This window comes from Kitasatospora sp. NPDC023120, from assembly GCF_055560835.1.
The window spans coordinates 327260-344328 of record NZ_JBVHHY010000004.1; the positions used below are offsets into that span (position 1 = coordinate 327260).

A 17069-nucleotide genomic window follows, 5' to 3' on the forward strand; every position below is an offset into this window, starting at 1 on the left:
CAACGCGGGCGGGGCAACGCGGGGGTGTGGGGGCGGTGTTGAGGACGTGCACGTATTCGGTACGGAAAACGTAAAAGACGATCTATGCTGTCGAGGGTTCATGATCCTCACGCGAAGTAAGGTCTGCTGCATTGAAGCTGCCCCGGGTGTCCGCCGTCGTCGCGGCCGCCGTCCTGGCCCCCGCCGTCCTCTTCCCCTCGACGGCCTCCGCCGCCGACGCCCCGCAGCCGGTCGGCGTCTCGGGCCCTGACACCGCCTCGGGCTCCGCGCCGGACACGGCGTCGGACCCCGGGAAGGACACGGCGAAGGAGACGGGCAAGGACGCCCCGAAGGACACGGCGAAGGAGACCGGCAAGGACGCCGGCAAGGACGCCGCCCCCGGCGCCTCCGACGGTGCGGGCGACCAGGAGAAGAAGGACCGCGCCGAGGTCGAGCGCATCCTCGCCGACCCGGCCAGCGGTCCCAAGGTGCGCGAGGCGGCCCAGAAGGCGCTCAAGGGCACCGCCGCCGACCTGCGGCACTTCCTGGAGGTCGGACTGGAGGACGCCCGCCAGACCGACAACCGGCTGCGGGTCGTCCAGATCGCGGACCGCGGCGGCCCGGCCGTGCGCAAGGCCGCCGACAAGGCGCTGCGCGGCACCTACCAGGACATCCTGGACTTCCTGAACACCGGTCAGTACATCGCCCGCGCCGAGGACCAGGACCGCGCCGAGGTCGAGCGCATCCTCGCCGACAAGGACAGCGGACGCGGCGTGCGCGAGGCGGCCGAGAAGGCGCTCAAGGGCACCGCCGCCGACCTGCGGCACTTCCTGGAGGTCGAGCTGCCCAGGCAGCGCGCCGACGACAACCGGGTCAAGGTCGCCCAGCTCATCGGCTCCGGCGGCCGTGCGGTGCGCGAGGCGGCGAGCAAGGCCATGGACGGCGACGACGCGGCGATCCTGAAGTTCCTCACGGAGGGCTGGCCCGCCGCCCAGGCCGAGGACGACCGGGTCGCGATCCTGGTCATCCTGGCGAACAAGGAGACCGGCCGGCACGTCGCCGAGGGCGCCCAGAAGGCCCTCAACGGCACCCCCGCCGACCTGCGGCGCTTCCTGGAGACCGAACTGCCCCGGCTGCGCGCCAGCGACAACCGGGTGAAGGTCTCCCAGCTCGTCGAGACCGGTGGACCGGCCGTGCGCAAGGCCGCCCTGGCCGCCCTGCAGGGCAGCGACGAGGACATCGCGGCTTTCCTCAAGGACGGCTGGGCCAAGGCCCGCGCCGAGGACGAGGCCGCCGCGGCCAAGCCCGGCACCGACACCCCGGCCGGGCAGGGCGCCGGGCAGCAGGGACAGGGCGTCCAGACCGCGGGCCTCACCGAGACCACCACCACCGGCACCACCACCGTCACCGGCACGGGCACCGGGATCACCACCGTCGGCTCCGGCGCGCTCGCCGCGACCGGCACCGACGGGATCGGCTGGGAGGCCGGCGGCGCCGCCGCGGCCCTGGCCGCGGGCGCGGCGCTGGTCGCGGTCTCCCGCCGCCGCTCCGCCGAGGACTGACGCCGGAAGCTGACGCCCCTCGCGTCCCCGGCCGCCATCGCCCTGGCGGCCGGGGACGCGGCGCGTCAGCCGTCGTGCCGGTCAGCCCTCGCGCCCGGTGAACCTCTGCGCGAGCCGTTCGTGCCAGCGGGCCGCGTTGGTGCCGTCCAGCTGTCCGGCGAAGGCGCGCCGCGCCGCCGCGACCAGCTCCGGCGGCACGTCGGGGCGGGCGCACTCGATCGCCCACAGCGCCTCGTCGGTCTCCATGTCCAGGCCCAGGCAGCTCGGCACCCCGCGCCCGGCCAGGGTGGAGGCCAGCACCGCCTCGAAGACGGCCCGCAGCCGTTCGTCGTCGTCCGTCACGCCTCAGTCCCCGCCGCCGCTGCCCGAGTTCCCGCGGCGCCGGCTGCTGCGCAGCCAGCCGCGCAGCACCTCCCCGATGCGGATGGTGAGGGTCGCGACCACGCGCGCCCAGGGCGGCCCGCCCCGGTCGGCCCACACCACGCACCCGCACCCGGCGACGACCAGCACCAGCACCCCGATCAGCACCGCACCGACCACCACGGCCACCACCTGCCCTTCCTGCACACGTGACGTCACACAGGACGTCCTACGTGCGGATCCTTCCACCCGGTTCGGCCGCGAACCCCCGAGCTGTGCCAGGATGCCGTAGCCGGTCTCCGCGATCGCCGCACCAGCCCCACCGCACCCGAGGAGTCACCCGTGGCCACTGCCCGGTTCGCCACCCTGCACACCACGGCGGGCCCGATCCGCCTGGAGCTGTTCCCGTTCCACGCGCCGAAGACGGTCCGCAACTTCGTCGAACTCGCCGAGGGCACCCGGGAGTACACCGACCCGCGCACCGGCGAGCCGGGCAGCGGCCCGTACTACGACGGCACGCCGTTCCACCGGGTGATCGCGGGCTTCATGATCCAGGGCGGCGACCCGACCGGCACCGGCACCGGCGGGCCGGGCTACGCCTTCGCGGACGAGTTCCACCCGGAGCTGTTCTTCACCAAGCCGTACCTGCTCGCGATGGCCAACTCCGGCCCGGGCACCAACGGTTCGCAGTTCTTCATCACCGTGGGCACCCCCACCCACCTCAACCGCCGGCACACCATCTTCGGGCAGGTCGCCGACGCGGCCTCCAAGGCCGTGGTGGACGCGATCGCCACCGCCCCGACCGAGGGCGAGCGCCCGGTCGAGGACGTGGTGGTCGAGTCCGTCGAGATCACGTACTCCTGATCCCGGCGATCCCCGTGGCTGCCGAACCGGCGTCCTTCCCGCCCCGCCCGATCCGCGGCGTGCACGTCCGCTACGTCCGCCAGGCCGGCTGCCCGGGTGATGTCGCGATCGTGACCGTGGACTTCGAGCCGTGGGAGGAGGGCCTGCACCTGGAGGCCGCCCCGGGTGCCACGGTGCGCGGCGACCCCGAGCCGGGGGACCTGGAGTACTTCCACGCGGCGCTGGCGGCGGGGATGCGCGAGGAGTTGGCCGAGCGGGCGCCGGGGCGGGGGGTGGCGCTGGCGGTGGTGGTGCACCACACCACCGTGCACGCGGTGGACTCGCGCGAGCACTCCTTCCGCGTGGCCGGACGCCTGGCCGTGCGCGAGGCCCTCGCCCGGGCGTACGGCGGACCCGAGGGTGCGGAAGCCGAGGGTGCGGAAGCCGAGGGTACGGAAGCCCGGTGACGCGAACGGACAAGGGCCGCCGCCCGGCGTGAACGCTGGGCGGCGGCCGAAGAATTGACGAGACGTCAGGCGCAGGTGGAGAAGGTCGGGCTGGTGTTGGCGACGTAGACGGTCGGGCCGGCGTCGGGGTCGGAGGTGACCGGGACGGTGACGGTGTCCTCGGCGGTCCACGCGAAGCCGCGGGCGTCGAAGGTCCAGGTGCCGGTGACCTTGCGGGCGATCTCGGCGAGCGTCACCCAGCCGTACTGCTGCTTCGGAACCTCGACGGTGACGGCGTTGTTGACGCTGCGCGAGCCGTTCCAGACGTTCTGGAAGCTCAGGCCGATCTTGACCGCGGCCGTCAGTGCGCCCTGGGCGCCGCCGCTGATCTCGGAGCCCATCTCGGTGCCGATGGTGGTCTGCCAGCCGCTGGTGTCGGTGACCGCGAAGTTCTGCTGGACGTTGCCGCTGGTGTTGTTGAACCAGACCGCGGAGGCGCACACGCGCGGCAGCGGTGCGGCCGGGGCCTCGCTCTTCGTGGACCAGGAGCAGGAGGAGGTGTCCTTCTGGCACTGCTTGGCGGCGTGGTCGACGGCCAGGTTGCGGGCGGCCTGCGGGAAGCCGGTGGACCACTGCTGGTTGACGGTGCCGTTGCAGGCGTACTGGTCGGTCCAGGCGTCGTCGTACTGGGCGCCGCCCAGCAGGTCCAGGCAGGTGTTGTCGCCGGCGTGGCGGATCATGAAGGCGTCGCCGCCGCCCGGCGCCGGCTGCAGGAACCAGCGCTGGCTGGCCTGCCCGGCGCAGGTCTGCTGGCGCAGGGCCGGGACGAACCAGGCGGCCAGGTCGATGCACTTGCCGGTGTCGTTGTTGACGATGGTGAAGGTGTAGTCCGAGGGGTCGACGTTCAGCCGCCAGGACTGGTGGTAGCCGGGCGCGGAGTTGGTGACGACGTAGACGCCGTCGCCCGTGTTGCCGTTCTGGACGTCGAGTTGGCGCCCGTTGCTGAGCGACTTGATGCTCAGGCACTGCTGCGGCGTGGCGCAGGCGGCGAGCGGGGCCGGGGCGGCCTCGGGGCCCGAAGCGGCCCGGGCGGGCGCGGCGGTCAGGCCGAGGGCGGCGCAACAGGTCACCAGGAAGGCCGCGAGCAGGCGCAGCCAGGGCGCCGTACGGCCGGGGGTCGCGGTGGCGGGCAAGGGGGGTGTCCTTTCGTCGGGTACGTGAAGGGGAACGGGAGTGAGCCTCAGGGCGCGGCGGCGAAGGCCGCCTCCAGGCGCGGGACGTAGTCCACGAGGTCCTGGGCCCAGCAGCCCGCGGTGTGGCCGCCCTGGCAGGCGGTGCCCCAGCCGGTGCCGTCGCCGTAGTCGACGTAGTGGTACGGCAGACCGAGGGCGTCCAGGCGGTCCTTGAGGCGCTTGGCGGTGCCCTCGGCCCAGAACTCCATGTCGGCGGCGCTGCCCCTGCCGTTGCCGGTGTAGACGGCGATGCCGGTGTGGGCGAGCACGGCCGCGCGGGAGACCGGGTCGGCGGCGTTCCAGCGCCAGTCGGCGTTGAACACCGGGTACGGCGTGCCGAAGACGGCGTCGCTGGAGACGGTGGGCCCGAAGTCGAAGCCGCAGGGGCGGCCGTCGCTGGGGCCGCAGAGCACGGTGCCGGCGTTGGTGAGGGTGGCGACGACGGCGCCGCGGATGACCATCTCGGCGGCGGACAGGTCGTTGGCGCCGGACATGGTGAGGACCTGGCCGAACAGCTCGGGGCGGTCCTGGGCGTAGTGCAGGGCGCCGAAGCCGCCCATGGACAGGCCGCCGACGGCGCGGTGGGCGCGGTCGGTCCGGGTGCGCAGGTTGGCGTCGACGAACGGGAGGACCTGGTTCAGGTGGAAGGTCTCCCAGTTCTGCGCGCCGGCGGCGGTGCCCTGGTCGAGCCAGTCGGTGTACCAGCCGCGCAGGCCGCCGTCCGGGATGACGGTGATCATCGACTGGGCGGCGGTCAGCGCGGGGTAGGCGAGCGCCGGGTCGCTGGGGTTGTCCGAGGCGCCGTGCAGGAAGTACAGCACCGGGTAGCGCTTGTCCGGGTGCTGCGCGTAGTCCGCGGGCAGCAGGATCCGGATGGTGTGCTGCCCGGCGACCTGGGGCGTGGTGACGGTGATGACGAAGTTGGTGGCGCTGCCGGTGGCGGTGCCGACCTGGGTCAGCCCGAAGCCGTCCGCCAGCGGCGGCGGCCCGCCGGGCCCGTCGGCCTCGGCGGCCGACGCGGCCGACGCGGCCGACGCGGCCGACGCGGGCGACGCCGACGCGGGTACGGACGCAGGTGCGGGCGCGGGTGCGGCGGAGGCCGCGGGCGCGGGCACGGCGAGCAGGAGCAGGCCGGCGGCCAGGGCGGCGACGGCCGTCCGGGCGCGCCGCAGCCGCACGGGCAGGAGCCGGGCTGGGGTCATCGGGGTCCTCCTCGGCCTTCCGCGGTCGGTGGTCCGGTGGTGACGGGCTGTCCTGACGACCCGTCATGGTGATCCGTGATCGCGACGATCCGACGATCCATCCCACCTGGCTGTCTGAACATCGACAACTCTCGCCACACGGCCCGCCTCCGCGCCAGAGCCCCCGGCGGCCCACCTGGGCCACTGGCGCATGTGCGCCATCCGCCCGGGTAGGCTCCCTCGGCCGCCCGCCACGCCCGGGCGGCAGGGGACGCGATGACCGGGGGATGTCGTGCACGACGTACTGGATCCGGACTCCGAACGCGGCCGCGTCTACCGCGGCCTGGTCGGGCAGCCACGCGCCCGCGTCGCCGACCTGGCGCGCTGCGCGGGCCTGGACGAGGACACCGTGCTCGCCGTGCTGCGCGACCTCGCCGACGAGGGCGTCGCCGTCGCCTTCGACACCGCGGGCAGCGCCGACGACCGCGACCACGCCTGGGAGGCGCTGCCGCCGGGCCGGGTGGTCGAGGCGGTGCTGCAACGCGACGCGCTGCGCCAGGCCACCGCGCGCCGGGCCGGGGCCGAGCTCGAGCGCCTCTACCGCTTCGCGCGGCGCGACGCCGGCAGTTACGGCGCGCTGGAGGTGGTCGAGGACCCCGCCGAGGTGCTCGCCGCCAGCCGCCGCCTGCAGCTGGCGGCCCGGCACCAGGTACGGGTGATCGACGTGCCGCCGTACTCCGGCAGCAGCGCCCACTACGCCGACCAGGAGGTGCTGCAGCGCCGCCGGATGGCCGCGGGCGTCGTCTACCGCGCGATCTACCAGGGCTGCGCGTTCGAGGACCCGGTGGCCGGGCCCAACATGGCGCGCATGGTCGAGGCGGGGGAGCAGGCGCGCACCCTGGACGAGCCGCCGCTCAAGCTCGCCATCGGCGACGACGACCTCGCCATCGTCACCCTGCCCGCCGACGACCGCCCCGGCGTCGTCTCCCTGCTGATCCGCCCCTCCAGCCTGCTGAACGCCCTGACCGGCGTCTTCGAGACCCTGTGGCGCCTGGCGGTGCCGGCCAGCGTCGACGGCGTCGACCTGCGCATCGACGAACGCGACCGGCGCATCCTCACCCTGATGGCCGGCGGCGCCACCGACGACGCCATCGCCCGCCGCCTGGGCCTGGGCCGGCGCACCGTGGTGCGCCGCGTCTCCGTCCTCCTCGCCCACCTGGGCGCCACCACCCGCTTCCAGGCCGGCGTGCAGGCGGCACGCCGGGGGTGGCTGTGAGACAGGGGCTGTGAGGCGGGGGTCGTGAGACGGGGCGGCGGGGCCGCGGGGAGGTTCGCCCCGCGGCCCCGCCGCCCTACCGCCGGTGACGCGACCTCAGCAGGTGCCCGCCGGGCGGTCGCGGACCACCAGGTCGGTGCGGCCGGTGGTGGCGTCCAGCCAGAGCACCCGGGTGCCCTGGTCGGCGGCGGCGTCGTACTGGCCGCCGCGGTTGCAGGACAGGCGCTGCGGGGTGCCGCCGGCGAGCGGGACCTGCCACAGCTTGGGCAGCGCGGCGTTGGTCCAGCCGCCGGCGGGCTTGTCGCTGTCGACCTGGTAGGTCACGGCCTGGTCGGAGGCGGCGAGGCCGGTGGCGCGCGGGGCGTTCGGGGAGTCGGCGCTCAGCACGTCGACGATGCCCGAGCCGTCGACGGCCGCGGAGCGGATCGCACCGCTGCGGGTGGTGCGCCCGGTGGGGAAGTCCAGCCACAGCAGGCGCCCGCCCGCCAGGGTGAGGGAGACGGCGCTGCTCGGTCCGGAGCCGACCGGGGCGTGCTCGGGGTACCGGGCGGTGACCTTCCCGGCGGCGACGGAGTAGACGGTCGGGGCGGTCACCAGCCGGTCGCCGTCCCGCCAGGTCTCGTTCCAGGCGACGAGGCCGTCCTTGACGACGAGTTCTGCCACGCCGTGCCCCTCGGGCAGCGGGAGCGCGACCGGCTCGCCGCCGTCGTGGCTCAGGTACGGCCGGGCGTGGCCCTGTTCCTCGACCGTGAAGGCGATGTCGGTGCCGGAGATCCGGGCGCGGCCGAGCTGCTGGGCGGCGGAGCGGTGGACGCTGCGTACGGGGCCGGCGCCGCTCAGCGGGGCGGTCAGCACCTCCTGGCCCGCGCCCCGGGGGCCGCCCATGGCCACCCATGCGGCGTTCGTGCCGTCGGTGGAGGCCCAGCTGTGGATGCGGCCGTCCTCGGGGCTCAGGCGCACCGGGGTGCCACGGCCGTCGACGGTGCCGGTGTACAGCCCGGTGCCGGCGGGGCCGTCGCCGAGGATCACCCAGTGGCCGCGCGCGACGGCCGGGACGGCCATGCCGTTGGAGACGTTCTGCAGCAGGGTGCGGCTGTCGGTGCCGAGCCGGCGCTGCCAGCCGGGGCGGATCCCGTGGGCGTCGAACGCGGCGGCCAGCGCGCGCAGTTGGCGCTTGTCCAGGCCCTGGTCGCGGCCGGCGGCGAGCACCGCGTCGCGTCCGGCCTGGAAGTCGTCCAGCGGGGTGAGGTAATCGGCGAGCGCGTGGTAGACGACGCGGTCGGCGGTGAGCGGGTCGAGGGTGCGCCGGATGTCCCACAGCGCGCCGCCGAAGATGGTGGAGTTGAGGTGGACCCCGCCCGCGTCGATGGAGTAGCGGGTGCCCAGGTAGTCGGCCGTGGTGGTGCGGCGGTCGTTCAGGTTCCGCTGGGCGCAGGCCTGCGGGGTGCCGGTGCGGCACAGGCCCTCGCCGAGCAGCGCGGCGGCGGGGTCGTCCATGGACAGGCCGCGGGCGGTGACCTCGATGGCGTTGCCGAAGTAGTCGGCGATGGCCTCGTCCATGGCGCCGGACTGGCCGAGGTAGAGCAGGTCGGCGGTGTGCTTGACGACGCCGTGGGTCATCTCGTGTCCGGCCACGTCCAGGGCGACGGAGAACGGGTAGTAGGTGGGGCCGCCGGAGCCGTAGACCATCTTGGAGCCGTCCCAGAACGCGTTCGGGTACGGGTTGCCGCCGTCGCTCACGTTGACCACGGAGACGATCGCCCCGCCCTGGCCGTCCAGGCCGTCGCGGCCGAGCCGGTCGCGGTAGAAGTCGTACACGAGCCCGGCGTTGAGGTGCGCGTCGGTGGCGCCGTGGTCCCCGGTGGCGGCGGGGAAGTCGGGCGTGGGGGAGGAGGCGGGGGCGAGGTCGGCCGGGACGGGCACGCGGTCGAGGTCGCCCGCGTCGCGGCCGGCGGCGTCGTAGGTGGTGATGGCGGCGGGGCGGGTGAGGTCGGTGAGCTGGTACCCGCCGTCCGCCTTCTTGGCGATGTTCACCGCGGCGGTGCGCCCGTGGGCGTCGGGGGCGGTGCCGGTGGCGGGCTGCAGCCCGTCGGCCGTGGCGGCCCGGGCGGGCCCGGTCGTGGGCCCGGTCGCGGGTCCGGTCGTAGCCCCGGTCGCGGGCCCGGTCGCGGGCCGGGGCGCGCGGGCGTCGTGGGCGAGGGCGACGGTGCCGGTGGTGGCGTCGACGTACACCTCCCGGGCGGTGCCGCCCGCCGTGCCGCCCGCCGTGCCGCGCACGGTGCCCCGCACGGTGTAGTGCTCGGTCAGGCGGCCGGGGCCGCCGGGCAGGATCACCGGTCCGTGGTCCTCGGCGGTGGCGGCGGCGCGTTCCCGCGGGTCGCCCTGAGGGCCGCTCAGGGGGGTGCTCCGGGGGTCGCTCGCGGGGTCGGCGAGCGCGGTGAGCGCCGCCTGCCGCAGGGTCTCGGCCGGGAGGGCGGGGGCGGTGGGGGTGTTCAGTCCGGTGAAGTAGCGCCCGCCCGCCGACTCCACCTTCTGTCCGGCGCCCTGGCCCGACAGGCGCACCAGGTACCGGCCGCCGAGCACCGGGATCCCGCCGTGGCGCTGCTCGAACCTGACGGTGCGCCGGCCGCCCGGGCCCGGTGCGGAGGAGCCCTGCGCGGAACCGAGTTCGGCCAGCTCGCCGGTGTCGACGCGGTAGCGGTCGGGGTGGGCGGCGAGGTGGGCCAGGGCGGCCCGGACCGGATCGCCCGGGGCGGGGTCGGACAGGCCGGTCACCAGCTGCGGGGCGGCGGTGTCGGTGCCCGCCACCAGGGCCGGCACCGGGTCCGCGTCCGCAGCGGGGGCACCCGCCGCCGGCACGGCCAGGGCGGGCGGCACGGCCAGCGCCAGCGTCACGACGGCGGCGGCGCCGAGGGCGAATGTGCTTGTGGTACGGGGGATTCGGGGCACGGCGGTCCTCTCGCACGTGGTCGGGAGCGGCGGCACGACGGCCACCGCACCGCCCACAATAGGCAGTCAGACGGTATATGTCGATCGACTGCCTATTGCGGTGTCGGGGCGTTGAGGCGCGTCCGGACGTTCGGGTGTTCAGGCGTTCAGCACGGTGAAGCCGAGCATCCGCGCGCCGGTCTCGGTGCGCGGGCGGTGACGGCTGCCCGGCGCGAACACCACGTAGCTGCCCGCCGGGTGGCGCTCCTCGCCCTCGATCACCTCGCCGCTCAGCACGAAGTACCGCTCCTCGGTGTCGTGCACGTCCACCTCCGGCCACCGGCTTCCCGGCGCGAAGTCGATCAGCCAGCCGCGCGCGTACCCGGTCCGCACCAGCCGGCGCGCCACGATCCCCGGCGCGACCTCCACCGGCTCCACCTCCTCGACCAGCAGCGACGTCTTCAGTTCCGTGTCGTTGTCGTCCATGCCCCCACTCTCGCCGCGCCCCCGCCCACCGCCCCAGAGTCCAGAAAGACATCCTCGGGTACATTCCTGCCATGAGCGCCGCAGCCGCCGAGGACCCCGCAGCCCGCACGGCCGGTACGGCCCGCACCGGCCCCGCAGCCCGCCGGCACCGGGTGGTGGCCCTGCTCGGCGCACCCCAGGCGCCCTTCGAACTCGCCTGCGCCGCCGAGGCCTTCGGCGCCGAACGACCCGGACTCGCCACCCACTACGACTTCCGGCTGTGCACCCGCACCCCCGGCCCCGTACCCACCACCCTCGGCGTCCCGCTGCTGGTCGGCGACGGCCTGGAGGCACTGGAGCAGGCCGACACCGTCGTCGTCCCCGGCTGGCAGCCGCCCGGCTCCCCGGCCCCCGGCGACGTCCTCGCCGCGCTGCGCGCCGCCCACGCCCGCGGCGCCCGGATCGTCTCCATCTGCACCGGCGCCTTCGTCCTCGCCCAGGCCGGACTGCTGGACGGCCGCAGCGCCACCACCCACTGGGGCCGCACCGCCCAACTCGCCGCCGAATACCCGGCGTTGCTGGTCGACCGGGACGTCCTGTACGTCGACCACGGCGACGTCGCCACCAGCGCCGGGTCCGGCGCGGGCATCGACCTGTGCCTGCACCTGCTGCGCCGCGACCACGGCGCGGCCTACGCCGCCCAGGTCGCCCGGCACATGGTGCTGCCCCCGCACCGCGAGGGCAGCCAGCTGCAGTACGCCGCCGCCCCGCAGCAGGCCCGGGCGGACGAGTCGCTGGCCCCGCTGCTGGAGTGGGCCGAGCGGCGGCTGGGGGAGCGGCTGACCCTGGACCAGCTGGCCGCCCGCGCCGGGGTGTCCGGACGCACCCTGGCCCGCCGCTTCGCCGAGCAGCTCGGCACCAGCCCCGGCCAGTGGCTGCTGGCCCGCCGCATCGACGCCGCCCGGGCCCTGCTGGAACGCACCGACCTGCCGGTGGAGGCCGTCGCCGCCAAGGTCGGCCTCGCCTCCGCCGTCAACCTGCGCCGCCGCTTCCACACCGCCCTCGGCACCACCCCCGGCGCCTACCGCCGCACCTTCGGCACCAGGCCCGCCGGACAGGCCGCCCCGGGGACGGGCCGTCAGAGCGGCGCCCGATTGCGGTTGGATCACGACGTGTCCGGTTCATCGAACATTGGGCGAAATCGTGGTGATTGAATTGTTGGCAGCGCTGTCAGCGGACTCTCATAATTCCTGCTGACACGCGCGACGGACAGTCCGGAGAACCCGCTGGGGGAGCGGGCGCCCACGAGGGCCCCGCGCGTGGGAATCCGCGTCCTTTCCCTGGGGGGAGCCCCTTGTCCGAGCCCGAGCCCGAGAACGAGAGCGCCGCCGCCGAGCCTCCGGCACCGGCCCAGCCGCCCGCCGCGCCCGCTGCGCCCGCCGCGCCCGCTGCGCCCGCCGTGCCTGCTGCGCCCGTCGTGCCCGCGCCCGCTGCCATTGCGGTCGAGGAGCCCGCCGCGGCCACGGAGCCGCAGGCGGCCGCGCGCCGGCTGCCGCGCGCCGTCGGCGTCGCGCTGGCCACCGCCGGGCTGCTCGCCGTCACGGCGGCCAGCGCCGCGGTGACCGTCGCCGTCGGCAAGCCCGACGCCCGCCCCATCGCCGCCCCCGCCCCCGCCGCCACCCCGGCGGCGAGCGCGAGCGCCACCGCCAGTGCGTCGCCCACCGCCGAGCCCGTCCCGGTGCCCACCGCCGTCCCGACCGTCCCCGCCCCGGCCAGCACCGTCAAGGGCACCGTCAGCGGCGGCAAGCACGAGGGCGACCTGCGCTACTTCCTGCTCCCGATCCCCGCCGGCGGCGAGTCCTACGGGCCCGCGGACGGGATGACGATGACCGACGCGGACGTCGCCGACATCTTCGGCAAGCAGGACGGCATCAAGGACATCCTCGCCTCCTACGGCTACAAGGAGGGCGCGAGCCGGCAGTACCGGACGGCCGACGGCAAGGCCGAGGTGACCGTCACCCTGCTGCACTTCGGCTCCGCCGCGATGGCGACAGAGTTCGTCAAGGGCTACAAGATCAAGTCGCTGGACCCGGTCGACATCGACGGCCTGCCCGACGCCCGCGGCTACCTGAAGAAGCCCAAGCAGCAGGCGTACACCGGCTCGATGACCGGCATCGCCAGCCAGGGCGACGTCCAGTACACGATCGACGTCGACGTGAAGGGGACACCGGACAAGGCACTGCTGAGCGAGCTGATGAAGCGCCAGCGCGACTGGCTCGCCTCGGGCGGCTGAGCCCGCGCGCTGCTTTTCCGTCAGTCCGCTCGTCCGTCCTGCGACGCCGCCCCTTCTTCCTCTCCTCCTCTGGAGCCACTTCCGTGACCACCGAACCGCCCGTGGAGCCGGTACCCGCCGCACCCGCCGTGCCGCCCGCACCCGCCGTACCGCCGCCTCCTCCGTTCAGCGCCGACCCGTTCGGTGCCGACCAGTTCAGCGCCGACCCGTCCGCCGCAGGGCGGGGCGACCTGCTGGAGGCCGGCCCCGAGCGCGCGTCCCGCGCGCCCGGTGCCCCACGACGCCCCCGCCCGGTGCTGCTGGCGGCGTACGCCCTGGTGCTCGGCACCCTGGCCGGCGGCGGCGTCGGCTACGCCGTGCAGGCCCAGCGCCCGCCCACGCCGCTGCCGCCGCTGCAGGTCGCGCGCCCGTCCTACCCGGCCGAGGCGCTCGACCCGGCCGCGCTCGCCGCCGAGCAGCCCACGCCGCTGCCCATCGACGGCGACCTGACCAAGCTGCTGATCACCGCCCCCGAGGGCAGCACCCCCTGGGCCGACTACCCGGACAAGCCCGCCTGGGTCTCGATCGGCGAGATCGCCGAGCGCAGCGGCAGCTCCGCCTTCACCTTCCGCGACCTCGCCTCGCGCGGCTTCCGGCGCGCGGCCGAGGTGGACTGGAAGAAGGACGACGTCCGCTACCGCGTCTCGCTGGTCCAGTTCGCACCGGACCGCGCCGAGGAGGCGCGATCGGCCACCTGGCCGTCGTTCGCCGACGGCGCCAGCGGCGGCTACAACGTGGAGACCGTGCCCCAGCACTGGGCCGAGAGCACCGAGCAGTTCTACTTCGGCGAGGCCGTCGCCAAGCGCGGCTCGCTGCGGATGACGATCGAGGTCTTCGGCCCCCAGCCGGTGAACGCCGACGCCCTCAAGGACCTCGCCAAGCGGCAGTGGGAGCGCCTCGCATGAACGACGACACCGTGACCACCGACCCGGCCGAGCCGACGCCCGCGCCCGAGGCCGCCGCCCCGCCCACCGCCGAGGCCGCCGCCCCCGGCCCCGGCTCCCGCCGCCTGCTGCGCGCGGGCGCCGCGACCGCCGCGGCCGCGCTGGTCGGCGTGGCCATCGGCATCGGCATCATCAAGACCCGGTACGACGACCCGGCCCCGGCCACCGCCGCCGCCCCGGCCACCGCTCCCACCCCGACCGCGACCGCCACCCCGTTCGGCGCCAAGTCCAACGGCAGCCACTTCGGCTCGCTGCGCGACCTGCTGCTGCCCGTCCCGGCCGGCTACGAACCCGGCCCGGACGACGGCGTCTACGGCAACGACACCGAGATGAGCGGCGCGCAGCTGTCCGCCGAGCTGGACGCCGAACTCCAGCAGGTCCCCAAGGAGAAGCGCGACAAGCTCCGCTCCTACTGGGAGGGCATGCACGTCAAGGCCACCGGCGTGCGCACCTACCTCGCCGGCGGGAACGACCTGGTGATCGGCCTGAAGCTGCGCCAGTTCAACCAGCAGGAAGTGCAGCGGATCAACGAGTACACCGCGGTCTTCACCGGCGACACCGGCCTGTTCCGGATCGGCCCGGCGATCCCCGGCCACCCCGAGGCGCACTGCTACCTGATGCCGGCGCCGCCGTCCGCGCCGATCGACTACCTGGAGTGCTCGGCCGCCGAGGGCGACCTGCTGGTCATCATGAACGCCGAGGGCGTGGCACCGCTGCCCAAGGACAAGATCGTCGCCCTCTTCACCCTGCAGCTCGACCGCCTCGCCCGCCCGGGAGCGTCCGTATGACCGACCACGCCACCCCGCCGCCGCCCGCGTCGGACCCGCTCCCGCCGGTCCCGGCCTCCGCGCCGACCGCCCCGCCGGTTCCGGCCTCCGCGCCGACCGCCCCGCCGGTTCCGGCCTCCGCGCCGACCGCCCCGCCGGTCCCGGCCTCCGCGCCGACCGCCCCGCCGGTCCCGGCCTCCGCGCCGACCGCCCCGCCGGTTCCGCCCGCGCAGCCCGAAGCGGCCATCGGGGCACTGGAGTTCACCGAGCCCGCGCAGACCCCCGAAGCCCTCGCCGAGCAGGCGGCCCACCGGGCGCGGCGCCGCAAGGCCGCGGTGCGCTGGAGCTGCGCCGCCCTGGTGTTCGCCCTCGCCGGCACCGGCACCGCGCTGGCCGTCACCGCCCCCGAGCGCACCGACATCCCGGGCCTGGCCACCGCGAGCGACGGCCGCTACACCTTCCCGCCGCTGACCCTGCCGCCCCTGCCCGCCGGCAAGGGCGCGCCGGACGCCAAGGGCAAGTCCCCCCACTACGCGGACCTGCGCCACCTGCTGCTGCCCGTCCCCAAGGAGGCCGGCGGCTCGGTGACCGCGCCGACCTTCCCGGCCCCCACGGCGAGCCCCACCGCCTCCGGCTCCCCGGCGGCGACCCCCACCTCGTCCCCCACCCCCGACGCGACCGCCTCGGGGGCCGCCGCGGGGGCCGCCGCAGGCTGGGTGCCCTGCGACGCGATCCTCGCCGAGCAGCAGGACCCGGCCAAGCTGCGCGTAGCCCTCCTGGAGAACGCCTGCCGCGCGGCCACCGTCCGCGAGTGGACGGCCTCCGACGGCACCCGCACCCAGATCCGGCTGCTGCGCTTCGGCTCCAGCAGCGAGTCCCGGGGCGCCTACACCTCCCTGCGCGCCAAGAGCCGCCCCAAGGCCGCCACCGACACCCGGTCCACCTCCCACGAGGACTGGGACACCGTCGACGGCGTCGAGCTGACCGCCGTGGAGTCCACCGCGAACGGCGCCAAGGGCAGCCCCACCGCCCGCGTCGCCTACCTCGCCGCCTCCGACATCCTGGCCGTCGTCACCATGACCAACCCCGACGGCGTCCCCACCGCCCCCTTCCGCCAGGTCGTCACCCTCCAGTCCGACATCCTGGCCTGACCCGGGGCCCGGCCGAGCGCGGGAAGTCGGCCCGTCCGACCTCCCGCGCCCGGCCGCGCGGCAGCGTCAGCCCTCAACCGCGTCCCACGGCAGGCGGCTGCCCGCGGTGAAGCCGGTCCGCGCGGCCAGGGCCAGGGCGGACGCCGGCCGCAGGTCCTGCCGATCGGCCAAGTAGCCGATCGCACGCGTCAGTTGACTTTCCGTCAGGCACTGTGCCCGGGCGGCCTCCAGCAACTCGTCCAGACGACGGTGGAAGCCGGCGACGTACGCCCACTCGTCCTCCTCGCCCTGCGGGACCCGCTCCCAGACCCACTCGGCCAGCCGGTCCTCGACCTTCCCCGTCGAGCCGGTCAGGACCGCGCCGGGATCCTGTACCTCCGGCGCGCCGCGCCAGGCCCCGGCGTGCGGCTCCCACCAGAAGCAGAACCCGGCCCGGTCCGCCGGCGCGGGCACCCAGCCGGGTGCGCCCGCCAGCAGCTCCGCCGCGTCGCGCTCGGTGCTGAAGTCCACGTCGAAGCCGCTGAGCACCGCCCGGCCGCCGGGCAGCCAGGTCAGCCGCCAGCCGTTGCCGCTCCCGTCGTCGTGGGTGAGCACGGTGTCCGGCTCCACCCAGTACCCCAGCTGCTGTCCGATGCCCTCCTGCAGCACGGCCGTCACCCCGCCCAGCAGCCAGGACTCGTCGGGCGGCGGCGGCGGCAGGCGGTCGGGCACGGCGGGGGCTCCTCGACGGTCCGGGAATTCGGGTACGCCCTCCCGGACGCCCCCCGGCCGTGGACGGTTCCCCCGCCGCCCGCGCGCACCGGCGGCGCGGCCTCCGCATGCCGAACCGTCCTGCACCCGCGGCGATTTGCGAGGAATCCGAGAAACCCCGAGGCTTTGGCGGCCACGTCGCCGGGGCGGAAAAATCGCTCCGCGCACGCGCGATCACGGATCCGGGGTGCTCCCGTGAGCCCTACCGATCCCGCCGCTGACACCAGGTGGTTCAGCTGTCGCATCCGCTTCGCACACCTGTCGAGCAATGACGGTCGGCCGTCAGGTGCCCCGGACCGGCAGCAGGCCGCGTTCGGCGAACACCTTCTTGGCGACGAAGGTGGCGTTCAGGGCCTTGGGGAAGCCGCAGTAGCCGGCGGAGTGCAGCAGGGCCTCGACGATCTCCTCGGGCGTGAGCCCGACGTTCAGGGAGGCGTTGACGTGGACCTCCAGCTGCGGCTCGCAGCCGCCGAGCGCGGTGAGCATCCCGAGGGTGACCAACTGGCGGTCGCGCGGCGCCAGTTGGGGGCGGTTGTAGATCTCCCCGAACCCCCACGCGACGATCTGGTGCCCGAGTTCGGGGCTGATGTCGTCCAGCGACTCCACGACCCGGCGCCCGACCTCGCCGTCGATGCGCTCCAGCACCTCCAGCCCGCGCTCGAAGCGCTCCTGGCGGGTCTGCGTGTCGTTCCCGTCCGTGCTGCTCATCGTGGCGCTCCTCTCCCGGCCGCCCCTGTCGGCGGCCACGTCCCGTCCTGGCCGGTCCCCGCCCGCCGAGCCCGGCGGGCGGGGACCACGGCAGAACCGTAGGACTTGGAGTGCGCTCCAACTCAAGCCCGACACCCGCCGTCCG

Annotated in this window: 17 protein-coding genes; 9 read left to right on the forward strand and 8 right to left on the reverse strand. The window is 75.3% G+C overall.

Annotation, left to right across the window (positions count from 1 at the left end; translation table 11 throughout):
* The first annotated feature begins 146 nt into the window (after positions 1-146).
* Entirely contained in the window at positions 147-1541 is a 1395-nt protein-coding gene (locus tag ACZ3TI_RS08415; RefSeq protein WP_465724754.1) for an ALF repeat-containing protein, read from the forward strand.
* Between the two features lie 81 nt (positions 1542-1622).
* Here ACZ3TI_RS08415 and ACZ3TI_RS08420 read toward each other — a convergent pair whose 3' ends face one another.
* The gene (locus ACZ3TI_RS08420) at positions 1623-1883 is read right to left on the reverse strand and encodes a hypothetical protein (protein ID WP_465724756.1); all 261 of its coding nucleotides are present in this window, start codon (positions 1881-1883) and stop codon (positions 1623-1625) included.
* 3 nt (positions 1884-1886) lie between these two features.
* Complete coding sequence (locus ACZ3TI_RS08425; protein WP_465724758.1) at positions 1887-2120, reverse strand: hypothetical protein; 234 nt, start codon at positions 2118-2120, stop codon at positions 1887-1889.
* 123 nt (positions 2121-2243) lie between these two features.
* Here ACZ3TI_RS08425 and ACZ3TI_RS08430 point away from each other — a divergent pair, with 123 nt between their 5' ends.
* On the forward strand, positions 2244-2765 hold the full coding sequence (locus ACZ3TI_RS08430; RefSeq protein ID WP_465724760.1) for a peptidylprolyl isomerase: 522 nt from the start codon (positions 2244-2246) through the stop codon (positions 2763-2765).
* Positions 2766-2779: 14 nt separating this feature from the next.
* Positions 2780-3211, forward strand: a complete 432-nt coding sequence (locus ACZ3TI_RS08435; RefSeq protein WP_465724762.1) for a hypothetical protein — start codon at positions 2780-2782, stop codon at positions 3209-3211.
* 65 nt (positions 3212-3276) lie between these two features.
* Here ACZ3TI_RS08435 and ACZ3TI_RS08440 read toward each other — a convergent pair whose 3' ends face one another.
* Positions 3277-4383, reverse strand: coding sequence for an RICIN domain-containing protein (locus tag ACZ3TI_RS08440; RefSeq protein WP_465724764.1), 1107 nt, complete (start codon positions 4381-4383; stop codon positions 3277-3279).
* 47 nt (positions 4384-4430) lie between these two features.
* On the reverse strand, positions 4431-5624 hold the full coding sequence (locus tag ACZ3TI_RS08445; protein WP_465724766.1) for an alpha/beta hydrolase: 1194 nt from the start codon (positions 5622-5624) through the stop codon (positions 4431-4433).
* 271 nt (positions 5625-5895) lie between these two features.
* Between ACZ3TI_RS08445 and ACZ3TI_RS08450 the strand changes: the two genes are divergently transcribed.
* Positions 5896-6879, forward strand: a complete 984-nt coding sequence (locus tag ACZ3TI_RS08450; RefSeq protein WP_465724768.1) for a hypothetical protein — start codon at positions 5896-5898, stop codon at positions 6877-6879.
* A gap of 96 nt (positions 6880-6975) precedes the next feature.
* Here ACZ3TI_RS08450 and ACZ3TI_RS08455 read toward each other — a convergent pair whose 3' ends face one another.
* Positions 6976-9828 carry a M4 family metallopeptidase gene (locus ACZ3TI_RS08455; protein WP_465724770.1) on the reverse strand — a complete coding sequence of 951 codons (2853 nt, stop codon included), beginning with the start codon at positions 9826-9828 and terminating at the stop codon, positions 6976-6978.
* A 138-nt stretch (positions 9829-9966) separates the two neighbouring features.
* Complete coding sequence (locus ACZ3TI_RS08460) at positions 9967-10293, reverse strand: cupin domain-containing protein (protein WP_465724771.1); 327 nt, start codon at positions 10291-10293, stop codon at positions 9967-9969.
* A 152-nt stretch (positions 10294-10445) separates the two neighbouring features.
* Between ACZ3TI_RS08460 and ACZ3TI_RS08465 the strand changes: the two genes are divergently transcribed.
* From ACZ3TI_RS08465 to ACZ3TI_RS08485, 5 genes are all read left to right on the forward strand, one after another.
* Positions 10446-11486, forward strand: coding sequence for a GlxA family transcriptional regulator (locus ACZ3TI_RS08465; protein WP_465724924.1), 1041 nt, complete (start codon positions 10446-10448; stop codon positions 11484-11486).
* Positions 11487-11626: 140 nt separating this feature from the next.
* Positions 11627-12565 (forward strand): hypothetical protein, encoded by a 939-nt coding sequence (locus ACZ3TI_RS08470; RefSeq protein ID WP_465724773.1) that lies wholly within the window; start codon positions 11627-11629, stop codon positions 12563-12565.
* An 83-nt stretch (positions 12566-12648) separates the two neighbouring features.
* The gene (locus ACZ3TI_RS08475) at positions 12649-13509 is read left to right on the forward strand and encodes a hypothetical protein (protein ID WP_465724775.1); all 861 of its coding nucleotides are present in this window, start codon (positions 12649-12651) and stop codon (positions 13507-13509) included.
* Positions 13506-14336, forward strand: coding sequence for a hypothetical protein (locus ACZ3TI_RS08480; protein ID WP_465724777.1), 831 nt, complete (start codon positions 13506-13508; stop codon positions 14334-14336). The genes ACZ3TI_RS08475 and ACZ3TI_RS08480 overlap by 4 nt, the downstream gene beginning before the upstream one ends.
* Positions 14333-15466, forward strand: a complete 1134-nt coding sequence (locus ACZ3TI_RS08485) for a hypothetical protein (RefSeq protein WP_465724779.1) — start codon at positions 14333-14335, stop codon at positions 15464-15466. The genes ACZ3TI_RS08480 and ACZ3TI_RS08485 overlap by 4 nt, the downstream gene beginning before the upstream one ends.
* Positions 15467-15532: 66 nt before the next feature.
* Here the strand turns inward: ACZ3TI_RS08485 and ACZ3TI_RS08490 are convergent, their stop codons facing one another.
* Both ACZ3TI_RS08490 and ACZ3TI_RS08495 read right to left on the reverse strand, forming a co-directional pair.
* Complete coding sequence (locus ACZ3TI_RS08490) at positions 15533-16177, reverse strand: hypothetical protein (protein WP_465724781.1); 645 nt, start codon at positions 16175-16177, stop codon at positions 15533-15535.
* 321 nt (positions 16178-16498) lie between these two features.
* The gene (locus ACZ3TI_RS08495; protein ID WP_465724783.1) at positions 16499-16924 is read right to left on the reverse strand and encodes a carboxymuconolactone decarboxylase family protein; all 426 of its coding nucleotides are present in this window, start codon (positions 16922-16924) and stop codon (positions 16499-16501) included.
* Positions 16925-17069: the final 145 nt, after the last annotated feature.